This is a genomic window from Sorangium sp. So ce887, from assembly GCF_051521455.1.
Taxonomy (GTDB): domain Bacteria; phylum Myxococcota_A; class Polyangia; order Polyangiales; family Polyangiaceae; genus Sorangium.
In genome coordinates, this window is the sequence record NZ_CP150354.1 from 4,602,649 (window position 1) to 4,615,661 (window position 13,013).

Genomic DNA, 13,013 nt, shown 5'->3' on the forward strand with positions numbered 1-13,013 from the left:
CATCTAGAGCGACAAACGGGTTGAAACCCCGAAAAAAAGCAGAAATTTCACAGGGAGGCGAGGAGGCGGGGAGCGAGAGACGGCGAGAGAGAGAGATTCTTTTTTTCTCATCCTCCCCGCCTCCCCGCCTCCCTGTGAAATTTCTCCCGGTTTCAACATGATTGATTGGTGTTCTAGGGGATCTCGACGTGCGCGCTCGCCAGCCGCACCTCGCGCGGGGCGTCCACGGTCACGGCGTCGGCCGACAGCTTCACGCGGCCGTCGGCCGACAGCTCCAGCCTCGATTTGCCCGCCCGGAGCACAAGCCGCCGCGGCGCCTCCACGACGACCTCCTCCGCCGTGCGCTCCCTCGTCTGGAGCGCGCCGAAGATCACGGCGTCGCCTCCGGCCATGCCCACGAGGACGATGCCCTGCTCGGCGAGGCACCTGTCGGCGAGCTCGAGATCCACGTCGGGCAGGACGCCCACCTCGATGGGCTCGCCGCCGAAGAGCGAGGCCTCGTACCGCCCTTCGGCGAGCTTCCTCAGCAGCTTCGCGAAATGGGCGCCGCCACCCAGCGGCGGCGCTGTCTCCGTGCGGTGGCCGAGATTCACCACCTTGCCGGCCCGCTTCATCGTCCTCGCAGAGCTCATTTGACCTCCTCCTTCGTCGTCACGACGCTCGTCGAGTCGCCCTTGAGCTTTCCCTTCACCGTGATCGACGCCGGCGTGATCGTGACCGTGACGCCGCCCGCCTTGAGCACGATCCTCGTCTTCGCCTTGAAGGACACGTCGGCGCCCTTGGCCCGGATGGCCCCGCCCGCCTTGAGCTTGATGACATGTGCCCCCACCGTGAAATCTGCCCCGGCGTGCGCCCGGTACAGCCCCGCGTAGCTCTCCGAGAGCACCGACGCGTTGATCGACACGTTCTTCGCGCTCACGGTGAGGGGGCCGCCGGCGGTCAGGGTGCTGGCGCCGAGCACGCCCATCGACGCCGTGAGGCCGCCTATCTCGGCCCACGTGCCGCCCACGGCGAGGGTCGAGGCGCCGGTCACATGCCGGTTCGTGCTCTGGATCGCGACGACGTTCTCCGCGGCCCCGACGATGCGGCTCAGCGTCGCCGCCTTCATCTCGTAGTCGCCCCCCACCGTCAGCTTCCGCGTGGCGCCCACGCTGACGCTCTCGCTCGCGGCGAAGATCCCGAGCACGCCCGTGGTCGTCACGTCGCGATTGCCGCCCACCGAGTACGTCTGCCCGGACGTGACCGCCGTCACCTGCTGCAACGTCACCGTGCTCGTGTGGTTGCCCGCGACGATGTTCTCCTCGTCCGCCGTCACGCGGACGACCTTGTCGTTCTCGGTCCTCTCACCCGCGTCCTTCGACGCGGCGAAGTGCATCCCCTCGTTGCCCGTGGCGTCGTCGAACCGGATCTGGTTCTGCTTGCCGCTCCCCCCGGTGCTCTGCGTCCCCCAGTTGGACCGCACCTTCTGGCCCGGCAGGCTCTCGGCCGGGGGCGCTTGCCCGTTGTCGAGGCGCCCGAGCTCCAGCGGGGTATCCCCCGTCGGCGCAGGATCGTTCATGAACCCGACAAGCACCTCCCAGCCGGCCCGCGGCAGGAAGAACCCGCCGCTCAGCGGCGGCTGCACCGGCCGGATCCACGCGCTCGCCGTGTCGTCCTCCGGCGAGAGGCGATCCCAGCGGAAGCGCGCCTTGACACGCCCCTGCGCGTCGGTGTGCATCTCGGCGCCCGGCGGCCCCATGATCGTCATCGTCTGCAGTCCGCCCAGCCCCTTCGCCGGCTGTCGCCTCGGCCGCACGGGCCGCGCCGCGGGGACCGCCACGAACTCGGCCTCGTAGCGCAGATCGCCCGGGCCATTCGCGGCGAAATCGCTGCCCCGATGCCGCACCTCCAGGATCCGGAAGCGCCCGTTCTCGTCGTCCCGCGGCGCGTCCTCGAGCTCCACGATGAACCCCACCGCGACGTGCCGGCAGGTCGTGCGTGCCCGGAGGACCACGCCCTCGGTCTGCTCCTCCTCCAGGAGGAGCTGCGCCCGCGCCGCGCCCGCCTCGGGCGACCGATGGCGCCCCGGATACGCGAACCGCTGAAAGCGCTGCCCGCCCACCGACGCCGCCTGATCGACGGTGGGTCGGTCAGGATCGTAGTCGGAGACCGCCACCCCGTCGTGCGTCACCCGATGGATCAGCCGCACCTCGGTGACCACCTCGCCGGTCGCCATCCCGCCGTCCTGCACCACCCGGAGGCGCGCGCCGCCCGGCAGATCGTGGCAGGCCGACGTGTCCTGACCGAGCACCACGACGTCCTCGGACTCCTGGTGCTCGACCCAGAGCGATATCCCCTCTTCGGCGAGGATCCGCCGCACGAACGCGAGCACCGACTCGAACGCCTGGACGCACTGGATCCGTGGCTCCGGCCGGGCCGGCACGCGGATGTCGAGGGTGAGGCCCGCCTCGAGCAGCAGCTCCTCGGCGAGGGTCACCGCGTCCTTCTCCAGGAAGATGCGGTGATCCGACCCGTCCTCGAGCGGCATGAGGCGCGGGACGATCGTCAGCAGCGCGCCGACCCCCGAGCCCTCGATGGCCTCGACGACCCCGTGGAACCGCCGCGCCACGTCGCGCAGCGCGTCCTTCGGCGTGATCTCGAGCGTCGCCTTCTTGCCGAGCAGCTCGTCGGGGACGAGCGCCTCGTCCCGCCCGGGCGCGACGCGCGCGAGGACACGCACGCTGCCGCCGACGTGGGTCCGCTCGAAGGCGTCGAACGACTGGACCGCGAGCGGCGGGGCGCCCTCGACGGTCAGCTCGAACGCGGCCCTCACGGCCCCACCTTGACCTTGTCGTTCTTCTTGACCGACGGCGCGTCGAGCTTGACCGTGGACGACGACTTCAGCGCTCCCGCGAGCTTCATCGTGCTCCCCCCGTTCGCCGTGAGCGTCGCCGCCTTGACCGAGATCGTGCCCGCCTCGAACACGACCTTGCCCCCGCCCTCGATCGACAGGACGCCGCCCGCCTGGAGGGTCGCCCGGGCGCCCGCGTTGAAGGCCACCTTGGCGTTCGCGCTCTCGTTCGCGGCCCCGGCGGTGATGCTCTTTCGACCCGTGGTCCCGTCGGCGTAGGCGAGGGCGGCCGTGAAGCTGCGGACGCCGCTCACGAGCTCGGTCCGGGCGCCCGCCACCGACTGGTTGCTCCCGAGCCCCGCGGTCGTGGAGAGCGCCGCGCCGATGACCTGCGTGAAGGCCCCCTGGACCTTCGCGTTGTACTCGTTGCAGCGCAGGCTGTAGAGGGCGCCTATCTGCTCGACGTACGCGCCGTCCACGGCCGTCTTGTAGGTGCCTGTCACGCCGATGGTCTCGTTGCCGCCGATGCTCTCCGAGCGCGACCCCTTGACGACGAGGTTCCCGTCCGCGCCCACGACGATCGATTGATTGCCCCCGATCGTCGTCGTCTGCCCGCCGTCGACGAGGAGCTGCTGCCCTTTCTGGACGGTATCCAGCCGGTTCGCCCCGACCTCGATCGAATGCGAGCCGCCGACCGATACGGTCTGATCCTTCGTCGCATGAACGAAGGTCTGCTCGCTCCCGCCGTCGTCGCCCATCCGGATCTCGTTCGTCGTCCCGCCGCCCGGCGAGGTGGCCGATTGCAGCGTGCTCGTCGCGCACCGGTCGGGCAGCGCGTAGGGCGGGGCGGCCCCGCCGTTGTAGATGCGCCCGAGGACGAACGGCCGATCGGGGTCGCCGTTCTCGTACACCACGGGGACCTCCCATCCGACGCGGGGCAACATCTGCGGCGCCGTCAGGTTCATCTGCAGCGTCCGGACCCAGCGCGAGCTCTTGTCGTCGCCGACGCCCGAGCGATCCCAGAAGAAGCGCACCTTGATCCGGCCGAGATCGTCGACGTGGATCTCGTCCCCCGCGGGGCCGGTGACCATCGCGCTCTCGATCCCCGACACGACGGGGCGCGAGCGCGGGATCTCGGGCCGATACGGGGCCTCCGGGGCGAAGGGGACGAGGGTGGCGCGGCTCTTGTACGGCGCGCCGCGGGGCTGCTCCCGCGAGGCCTGAACGAGCTCGTGCTCCACGGCGGTGATCAGGAACCGGCCCGAGAAGCACGCGTCCGCGGCGCCGGTGATCTGCACGACCCGCCCGGCGCGGAGGCGCGCGGTGCCGCTCTCGCCCACGAGCGTCGAGCGATGGCGGCGGAGCTGCTCGAGGCGCACCTGGGCCCGCGCGGTCGCCGCCTTGGGGTTCACGAGGCCCGACGGGTATTCAAAGACCTCCAGCGCGCCTTCGCCCGCGTCGCCGTCCACGGGGACATCGGGGTTCTGCACGTTGATGTCGCGCAGGCTCGCCCGGGTCGAGACGATCGACCAGCTCCGCCGCAGCGCGTGGAAGGCCAGCGCCATCGTGGTCCTGCCGCTCGCGTCCTCGAACGGCACGACGGGGCTCGGCCCCTCGATCCCCTCATGGGAGCTCGGATGATCCCCGAAGACGAGGAGCGGCGTGTCGTCGTCGCGATCGAACCAGGCGTTGATCCCCTCGTCGGCGAGCAGGCGCGCGATGAACGCCCACTCGCTCTCTCCGTATTGCACCGTGTAGTCGCGCTTCGCGTACTGCCCGGCGAGGCGCCACCTCACCTGGGAGGCGGGGAAGCCCGCGCGGAGCAGGAGCTCGGCCACGATCTCCTGGGTGGTCTTGTCCTGGAAGATGGCGTGACCCGCGCGCAGGGCGAGCCGCTCGGCGGGCGGCCCGAGCGTGATGCGATAGCGGTCCTTGCCCCGCGAATGGCCCTCGTGGGACACCTCGAGGGCGACGAGGTGGAATGTCGTCGTGAAGCCGCTCGCGTCGGCCAGCCCGAGGACCGCGTCCTTGTCGACGAGCGCCGCCGTGTCGAGGTGCGGGTCGGGGAGCAGCGCCTCGACCACGAACGCGCCGAGCTCGTTCATGGCCTCACGCCCGCTGACCCGGACGATCTCGGCGCCGTCGAGCCCTTCCAGCTGGAGCTCTGCCTGGTTGATCACGGGCGCTCTTCTGCCGGCGCCGGCGCCGGCGGAAAGACGAAGGGGGGCACGGCGAGCGCGGGTAGGGGCGCGAGCGGGCCGGACATCGCCGCCTCGGCCAGGGCGAGGACCTCGGGATCGGCCAGGCGCGCACGCCAGAGGCGCGCGAGGCGCAGCTCGTCGCCCGGGGTGAGCCCGGCGCGGCGGGCGAGCTCGCCCGGGTCGATGGCCTCGAGCGCGTGGCGCTGAAACGTCATCCAGGCGCCGATGTCGCGGTCGAGCGGATCGACGGGCCGCGCCCAGAGCGAGAGCGCCCGGCCGAGGGCGTCCTCGTACAGCGCGTCGAAGCGGTCGTCGTCGCCCGCGAGCGCGTCGGACACGCGCTCGCTCCAGAGCTCCTCGGCGCGGGCGAACGCCCGTTGCGGGACGCCGAGCCACGCCAGCACGGCGGGCACGGGGAGCCCGTCGAGCCGCGCCGCCTCCACGATGAGGTAGTGCCCGAGCGAGACCCCCTCGATGGGCGCGCGGAGCGCCTCGGGGAGCCGGCCGTCGGCGGGCAGGGCGCGCAGGAGGGCGTCACGTGTCGACATCGAGCCGCGCCTCCCGGAGCAGCGTGTCCCCTCGGCCGAGGGGGACGACGCGCCGGTACGTGAGCTCGACGCGCGCCGCGTCGGGCTCGAGGACGGCCGTGTCGAGCACGAGCTTCAGGGACACAGGCGGCCCCCTCGTCCGGCGGAGGTGCGCGACGAGCGGGAGATCGGGGATGGTGACGTCGAACAATCCCTCGGGACACAGCCCGTGCGTGGCGATGACGTCGCCGGCCGCGAGCGGCCGATCCAGCTGCAAACCGGGGTGGGCGACGTGATGGAACCGCCTGTCGAAATCGAGCGGCGGCAGCGGCATCCGCTCGCGCTGCCAGGCCGCGTCCATCGTGCCGGACAGCGCCCGTCGCGGCAGCCACCACATCGGGATGGCGCCGAATCCGGCGGGCGCCGTCGGGTCGGTGTCCGTGATCGGGTAAGCGGGATCCTCGATGCACGGGGCCGGAGCCCCGTCGAGCTCCGAGGCCGACCTGTGGACGCCGCGCCCCACGGGGTTGTGCCAGTCCACGACGGTGCCGTCCTTCGACTTGCCGCCATAGGCGCGCTCGTAGGTGATCGCGGCGCGCTCGAACCGCGCCGCCGGGGAGATCTTGATGCCGAGGCCGCTCTCGTAGAAGACCCGCTCGCCGTGCACGGTGAGCGACATCGACCGCCCCGGCGCGCGCACGGCGACGTCGAGGCTCGTGACGGCCTTCGTGGAGACCGCGCTGCCGACGATCACGACGTCGGCTCCCGGCTTCTCGCACGAGACGTCGCCGGGATAGCGAATGCTCGACTCGCGCCCCTCGCGGACAGCGCCCTCGTCGGTGGGGACGTCGCTCAGTCGAACGGGAGCCTGCTCGTCCAGGAGAGTGAGCCCGGGGCCGCGCTTGCCATAGGTGGCCTTGACCAGGAGAACGACGACGTCGACGCCCCGCTCATCGTGCAGGGGAACCGCCAGAGCGGCACAGGGCGTGGCGTTTGCAAACATTCGGCGGCCCCTGGCAAGCTATCCGAACGCGCAGCGGGGTACCAAGAAACGCGCCTTGAGCCGAGCGTTGACTCAGAATCATTGCATTTTTCGAGCGATGAAGATCCGCCGAGGAGGACGGCGCCTGGCTTCAGGCCTCTGCTCCCGAGGAGCCCTGCGCCTCAGGGCTTCGCCTTGCCCGCCATGAACGCCGCGAACGCGTCCGCGTGGTCGGGGTGCCAGCGCGACAGCGCAGGTCGGTTCTGGATGAGGTCGTCGGCCGCCCACTGGATTCGGCGCTCGTCCATCTCGCGCGTGACCGCGTTGTCCGGACAGAGGATGTAAAAATCACCGCGGCCCATGCCGGCGAGCATCCTGTCCACCACCTGATCGGCGGTCCACGCCTCGGCGGGCTTCTCCGGGCCTCGCGCGGTCATGCCGGTGAACGTGTACCCCGGGATGAGCAGGTGGGCGGTGACCTTGCTGCCGGCGACGTTGCGCAGCTCGTGAGCGAGCTGCTCGGTCAGCACCTTCACGCCGGCCTTGGAGACGTTGTAGGCCGCGTCGCCCGGCGGGGTGGTGATGCCCTGCTTCGAGCCCGTGTTGACGATGGTGCAAGGGGTGTCCTGCGCCAGCATCGCCTCCGTGAACGCGTGCACGCCGTGGAGCACGCCCCAGAGATTGACCTCGATCAGCCGGCGCCAGCGCTCGTAGTCCTTCCACGGTCTGGCGCCGTTGCCGACTCCGGCGTTGTTCATCAGGACCGCCACCTCGCCGAACGCGTCGTAGGCGACCTGCTTCAGGCGCTGCACGTCCTCGAGCCTGGCGACGTCGGTCGGGGCCGCGCGCACGTCGGCCTCGCCGCCGGCCGCGACGGCGGCGACGCGCGCGGCGGCCTCGTGCAGCGCCGGCCCGTCGAGGTCGGCGAGACAGACCTTCAGGCCCATGCGCGCGAAGCGCTCGGCGGCGGCGAGCCCGATGCCGCCGGCGGCGCCGGTCACCACGGCCACGCGGCCAGGTGTCAATGCGGGATGGTGGTTCACTGGGGATCTCCGTCAGGCGTTGGTTGGGGTCGCGCCGGCGATGGCGCGCCGGTCGCGGCGAGTGTACCGGGCGCCGGCGCGTCGAGCCACGATCATCCGGCGCGAGGGGTCGCCACCTGACGCGGCGCCGGCGCGGCCGGAGGCCCTCGTGGCCAATCACCTCGGCGCAGCGGCGTCTCGTTCATGAGCTCGACAGCCCCAGCCATCCATGTTCCCTGGTCAAGCGCGTTCGTCGCCGCCCGATGGTATGCGGTAGATTGGTTATCGTCCGTAGGATGTTGGTGATCGTCCGGATTGATGGACAAATGGTTGATGTCGCTTGACCGCGCCCCCACCGAACCTGATGGTGCGTGCCATGAAACTCGACATCAACGGAACAGTTCGCGAGGTCGACGCCCCTCCGGAGATGCCACTGCTCTGGGTGCTGCGCGATCTGCTGGGATTGCCTGGTACCAAGTACGGCTGCGGCATGGCCCAGTGCGGCGCGTGCACGGTCCACCTCGACGGCAAGCCTGCTCGCTCCTGCGTCCTGCCGGCCTCGAGCGTCGGAGCGCGCAAGGTGACGACGATTGAGGGCCTCTCGGCCGATGGATCGCACCCGGTGCAACGCGCCTGGGCCGAGGTCGATGTCGTCCAGTGCGGGTACTGCCAGTCCGGTCAGATCATGACCGCGGCGAGCTTGCTCGAGAACAAGCCTGATCCGAGCGACTCCGACATCGACGCTGCCCTGTCAGGGAACGTGTGCCGGTGCGGGACATACATGCGCGTACGCGAGGCGATTCACCTCGCGTCGCGGCTCAAGCGAGGTGGCAAGTGACTGTCTCTCGACGCGGCTTCCTGCAGGTGGCCGCGGGCTCGGCGGCGGGGCTCGTCCTCAGCTTCTACGTTCCCGCGGGGGCCCGAGCCGCGATGGCGGCGCCGCCGCCCAGCTCGCCGCCGAACGCGTTCGTGCGCATCGGGACGGACGAGTCGGTGACCGTGATGCTGGCGCACTCCGAGATGGGCCAGGGTATCTGGACCGGGCTCGCGATGTTGATCGCCGAGGAGCTCGAGTGCGACTGGTCGAAGGTGCGGTCGGAGCACGCGCCCGTCGCGCCGGTCTACGCCCATCCGGTGACGCAAATCCAGATGACCGGGGGATCGATGACCACCCTCGGCGAGTTCGAGCGGTACCGCACCGTCGGAGCGATGGCGAGAGACATGCTGGTGCGCGCAGCCGCCGCCCGATGGAAGGTCTCGCCGGCGGCGTGCAAGACCGCCAAGGGTGTGGTCACCCAAGGGAAAGACCAGCTGACGTACGGTCAGCTCGCCGCGGACGCGATGAAGCTGGCGCCGGCGGCCACGGTGAAGCTGAAGGAGCCCAGGGACTGGAAGCTGATCGGCACCCCGGTGCGCCGCCTCGATACACCCGAGAAGATCACCGGCAAGGCGCAGTTCGGGATCGACGTGAGCTTCCCCGGGCTGCGCACGGCCGTCGTGCTCCGCCCGCCGGCCTTCGGCTCCAAGCTCGTGAAATTCGACGCTACGGCGGCCCTCAAGGTGCCCGGCGTCGAGCAGGTCGTCCCCGCCGCGAACGGTGTCGCCGTCATCGCCGCGCACTTCTGGGCCGCCAAGCTCGGACGCGATGCTCTCCACGCCGAGTGGACGCAGCCCGACGGCGGTGGCGTGGACAGCGCCAAGCTGCTCGCCGAGTATCGCGCGAAGGCAAAGACGCGTGGCGCCATCGCGACCGATGTCGGCGATGTCGACGCCGCGCTGGCCGCCGCGAAGTCACGGCTCGAAATGGAGTACGACGTGCCGTTCCTCGCGCACGCGCCGATGGAGCCGCTCAACTGCGCGGTCAAGATCGACGGCGATCGCTGCGAGATCTGGACGGGCACGCAGCTCCCGGCCATCGACCAGCAGGTCGCGGCGAAGATCCTCGGCACGGCGGCCGACAAGATCGCCATCCACACGCCGTTCCTCGGCGGTGCCTTCGGGCGGCGCGGCAGCGCCACGTCGGACTTCGTTTCGGAGGCCGTGATCGTCGCGAAGGCCGCCGGTGTGCCGGTGAAGGTCGTGTGGACGCGCGAGGACGACGTGCGCGGCGGCTATTACCGCCCCGCCTATGTCCATCGGGTCCAGGTCGGCGTCGGCGCGCGCGGAACGCCGGTCGCGTGGGATCACGTGATCGTGGGCCAGTCGGTCGTCGCCGGCACCCTGTTCGAGCCGTTCGTCGTCAGGAACGGCATCGATACCACCTCGGTCGAAGGGGTCGCCGAATCGCCGTACCTCGAGGAGATCCCCGGGCGCCGCGTGTCGTTGCACTCGCCGACGACGCCGATCCCCGTGCTGTCGTGGCGCTCGGTCGGCCACACGCACACCGCCTTCGTGATGGAGAGCGTGATCGACGAGCTCGCTCATGCGGCCGGACAGGATCCGCTCGCGTACCGCCTCGCGCTGCTCAAGGGCAAGCCGCGACACGCCAAGGCGCTGAAGGTCGCCGCCGAGAGGGCCGGCTGGGGCACCGCTCTCGCGGAGGGACACGCGCGCGGGGTCGCCGTGCACGAGTCGTTCGGCAGCATCATCGCCGAGGTCGCCGAGGTCTCGATCGAGCGGGGGCGCATCCGGGTCCACGCGGTCACCTGCAGCGTCGACTGCGGCATGGCGGTGAACCCGCTCGCTGTCGAGGCGCAGATCCAGGGGAGCATCGCTTTCGGCCTCGGCGCTGCGCTGCACGGCAAGCTCACCATCACAGGCGGGATCGTCCAGGAGAGCAACTTCCACGACTACCAGGTGCTCCGGATGTTCGAGATGCCGCGCATCGCCGTCCATATCATCCCGAGCGACGCCAGGATGGGCGGCATCGGGGAGCCGGCCACCGCGGTGATCGCGCCCGCCGTGGCGAACGCGGTGTTCGCATTGACCAAGCAGCGGCTGCGCTCGCTCCCGTTCCGCCTCGCCTGAGGACCGACCATGATCCGATCCTGCCTACCTCTCGCATTTCTCCTCGCCGGTTGCGGTGGACAGACCGCCGCGGTCTCGTCTCCCCCGGCCAGCCGTGAAACCGGCCTTGCGGCGTTCGAGGTCGTGCGCAGCGTCTTTCAGCATCCTCGCTGTCAAAACTGCCACCCAGCAGGCGACGCGCCGCTGCAGGGCGACCAGGGTCTTCCTCACATGCAGCTCGTGCTGCGCGGTCCCACGGGGCACGGCATGCCCGGCGCCGGGTGCACGACGTGCCACGGGCCGGCGAACCCGCCCGGCAGCTACGGCGCGCGCGTGCCGCCCGGCGTGTCGAACGGCTGGCACATGCCGCCGCCCGACATGCCGATGGTGTTCGTCGGCGTCGCGCCGGGCGCGCTGTGCGAGCAGATCAAGGATCCGGCGCGCAACGGCGGCAAGGACATGGCGGCGCTGCGCGTCCACCTCGACGATCCCCTCGTGCTCTGGGGCTGGACCCCTGGCTTTGGCCGCGCGCCCATCTCGACGCCACGCGCCGAATTCATCACCGCATGGGAGACCTGGGCCAGCACCGGGGCGCCCTGCCCTGAGGGTTGATCCGCACATCGAAGGGGCCGCGTTCACTCCACAGTCTGCGGGGCCTTCTCGGCGAAGCGCTCTCGGTACTCGGCGGGCGTCACCCCGAGCCGCCGAGAGAACGCCCGCCACAGCGTGCTCGCATCGCCAAGCCCCGTTCGGGCGGCGACCTCCTTGAGAGAGAGGGCGGTGCCCTCGAGCAGCCTCCGCGCCTCTTCGACGCGGTGGCGGCGCACGAGCTCGGCGGGCGACTCGCCGAGCTCGGCCCGACACCACCTTGCCAGCGACCGAGGGCTCATGCCGGCAGCCCGCGCGACGCGCTCGACCGGCAGGGGCTCGTCGATGTGCTCGAGCACGAAGCTCGAGAGATCGCGCAGCCGCGCCGGCTCGCTCTCCTGCCGGCGGAGCATCGGGCTGAACTGCGCCTGGTGGCCTGAGCGACGCAAGAACAACACAAGGTTCTTCGCGACCGCCATCGCGACGCGGTGGCCGTGGTCCTCCTCGACGAGCGCCAGGGTCAGGTCGATGCCGGTGGTGATACCCGCCGACGTCCACAGGCGCCCATCGCGCACGAAGATGCCCTCGTCGACGACCCGCGCGCCCGGAAAGCGCGCGCGCAGATCATCGAGAAAGCGCCAGTGCGTCGTGACCCGCCGCCCCTCCAAGAGCCCGGCCTCGCCGAGCACGAACGCCCCCGTGCAGATCGAGACGATCGTCGGCACCCGGCCGTGATGGCGGCGCAGCCACCGCACGAGCCGCGCCTCCGAGGGCGGCAGGGGCAAGAAGGGCGAGCCGCCGGCGACGAAGGTCACCTCGGGGTACCCGCCCGCGCGCAGCGAGCGGGCGCCGCCCACGACGAGCCCGTGCCGCGTCCGAACCTCGCCGCCGAGGGACGTCACGAGATCGAGCGCGTAGGCCCGCCACCCGAGCACCTCGTTCGCGTGCCCGAGCACCTCCCAGGGGCCGGTCAGATCGAGCAGCTCGGAGTCGGGGAAGACGAAGAACCAGACCGACCGGGACGCGCGCGCCATGGATCGAGTGTATCCGCCGTGGCCGAAATCGCAATTATATTGTCCTTTCGGACAGACGCCACGTTGGGTAACAACTGGCGAGGCGCCGGCGGTGCGGCCGCGGGCCGTCCGTGCGGCGGGCGCCGCGCCGCACTTCACAGTGCCTTCATGACGTCCCGATCCAGGCCCAAGCAACCCCGGGAGGACCCAATGAATGCGATCAAACTACCCGAGATACCGGACAGCGCCCTTTGCGTCGAGGCGACCGAGCACGCCAGGGCCGTCAGCGCCCCGTTCCTCTTCAACCATGTAGCGCGCACGTACGTCTTCGGCGAGGCGCTGGGGCAGCACAGGGGCCTGTCGTACGACCGCGAGCTGCTCTATCTGGCGTGCGTGTTTCATGACCTGGGCCTCATCGACTCGGCCCCCGTCGAGACGCGCTTCGAGGTCGAGGGGGCCGACGCGGCCAGGACCTTCCTGGCCGCGCGCGGGGTCGGCGCGCACGAGCAGGAGGTCGTCTGGGACGCGATCGCCCTGCACACCACCGTGGTGATACCCCAGCGCAAGCGCCCCGAGATCGCCCTTTGCCAGATGGGCGCGGCCATCGACGTCGGCTACGCGCCCCGGGCGCTCCTGCCGGAACGGCTCGTCGAGGAGGCGCTGGAGCGCTACCCGCGGCTCGGCTTCAAGGAGGCGATGACCTCGGCGTTCTGCGGGCTGCTCCGCCGAAACGAGGCGGCCGCGGCCGCCTCGCCGATCGTGGCCGACGTCGGCGAGCGCAGGCTCGACGGGTTTCGACGCGTCCACTTCTGCGACGTCATCGCGAGCGCGGCGTTCGACGAGTAGCGCCATGGGGCCGCCCTCACTCCACCAGAGCTCGCTCCAGGCGGGGAACCACGACAAC

The 13,013-nt window shown here is 70.8% G+C and carries 11 protein-coding genes; 4 read left to right on the forward strand and 7 right to left on the reverse strand.

Going from position 1 to position 13,013, the window contains the following annotated elements; translation table 11 throughout:
- Positions 1 to 173 precede the first annotated feature (173 nt).
- The 6 genes from WMF36_RS17110 to WMF36_RS17135 form a co-directional block, all read right to left on the reverse strand.
- Positions 174 to 632: a hypothetical protein gene (locus WMF36_RS17110; protein WP_437491988.1), complete on the reverse strand. Its 459-nt coding sequence runs from the start codon at positions 630 to 632 to the stop codon at positions 174 to 176.
- A complete protein-coding gene (locus WMF36_RS17115; protein ID WP_437580672.1) occupies positions 629 to 2,812 on the reverse strand; it encodes a type VI secretion system Vgr family protein in 2,184 nt (727 codons plus the stop codon). Before WMF36_RS17115 ends, WMF36_RS17110 begins: the two co-directional genes overlap by 4 nt.
- Positions 2,809 to 5,010 (reverse strand): type VI secretion system Vgr family protein, encoded by a 2,202-nt coding sequence (locus WMF36_RS17120; RefSeq protein WP_437580673.1) that lies wholly within the window; start codon positions 5,008 to 5,010, stop codon positions 2,809 to 2,811. The genes WMF36_RS17115 and WMF36_RS17120 overlap by 4 nt, the downstream gene beginning before the upstream one ends.
- Positions 5,007 to 5,579 carry a hypothetical protein gene (locus WMF36_RS17125; protein ID WP_437580674.1) on the reverse strand — a complete coding sequence of 191 codons (573 nt, stop codon included), beginning with the start codon at positions 5,577 to 5,579 and terminating at the stop codon, positions 5,007 to 5,009. Before WMF36_RS17125 ends, WMF36_RS17120 begins: the two co-directional genes overlap by 4 nt.
- Positions 5,566 to 6,561: a DUF2169 family type VI secretion system accessory protein gene (locus WMF36_RS17130; RefSeq protein ID WP_437580675.1), complete on the reverse strand. Its 996-nt coding sequence runs from the start codon at positions 6,559 to 6,561 to the stop codon at positions 5,566 to 5,568. The genes WMF36_RS17125 and WMF36_RS17130 overlap by 14 nt, the downstream gene beginning before the upstream one ends.
- 161 nt (positions 6,562 to 6,722) lie before the next feature.
- Entirely contained in the window at positions 6,723 to 7,583 is an 861-nt protein-coding gene (locus tag WMF36_RS17135; protein WP_437580676.1) for an SDR family NAD(P)-dependent oxidoreductase, read from the reverse strand.
- Positions 7,584 to 7,938: 355 nt separating this feature from the next.
- On the opposite strand from WMF36_RS17135, the gene WMF36_RS17140 reads away from it, so the two are divergent.
- The 3 genes from WMF36_RS17140 to WMF36_RS17150 all read left to right on the forward strand — a co-directional run bounded on the left by WMF36_RS17140 (position 7,939) and on the right by WMF36_RS17150 (position 11,120).
- On the forward strand, positions 7,939 to 8,400 hold the full coding sequence (locus WMF36_RS17140; protein WP_437580677.1) for a (2Fe-2S)-binding protein: 462 nt from the start codon (positions 7,939 to 7,941) through the stop codon (positions 8,398 to 8,400).
- On the forward strand, positions 8,397 to 10,529 hold the full coding sequence (locus WMF36_RS17145) for a molybdopterin cofactor-binding domain-containing protein (protein ID WP_437580678.1): 2,133 nt from the start codon (positions 8,397 to 8,399) through the stop codon (positions 10,527 to 10,529). Before WMF36_RS17140 ends, WMF36_RS17145 begins: the two co-directional genes overlap by 4 nt.
- A gap of 210 nt (positions 10,530 to 10,739) precedes the next feature.
- Positions 10,740 to 11,120 (forward strand): hypothetical protein, encoded by a 381-nt coding sequence (locus WMF36_RS17150; protein ID WP_437580679.1) that lies wholly within the window; start codon positions 10,740 to 10,742, stop codon positions 11,118 to 11,120.
- Between the two features lie 23 nt (positions 11,121 to 11,143).
- On the opposite strand, the gene WMF36_RS17155 is transcribed toward WMF36_RS17150, so the two are convergent.
- Positions 11,144 to 12,130 carry a GlxA family transcriptional regulator gene (locus WMF36_RS17155; protein WP_437580680.1) on the reverse strand — a complete coding sequence of 329 codons (987 nt, stop codon included), beginning with the start codon at positions 12,128 to 12,130 and terminating at the stop codon, positions 11,144 to 11,146.
- A 189-nt stretch (positions 12,131 to 12,319) separates the two neighbouring features.
- On the opposite strand from WMF36_RS17155, the gene WMF36_RS17160 reads away from it, so the two are divergent.
- Entirely contained in the window at positions 12,320 to 12,955 is a 636-nt protein-coding gene (locus WMF36_RS17160; RefSeq protein WP_437580681.1) for an HD domain-containing protein, read from the forward strand.
- Positions 12,956 to 13,013: the final 58 nt, after the last annotated feature.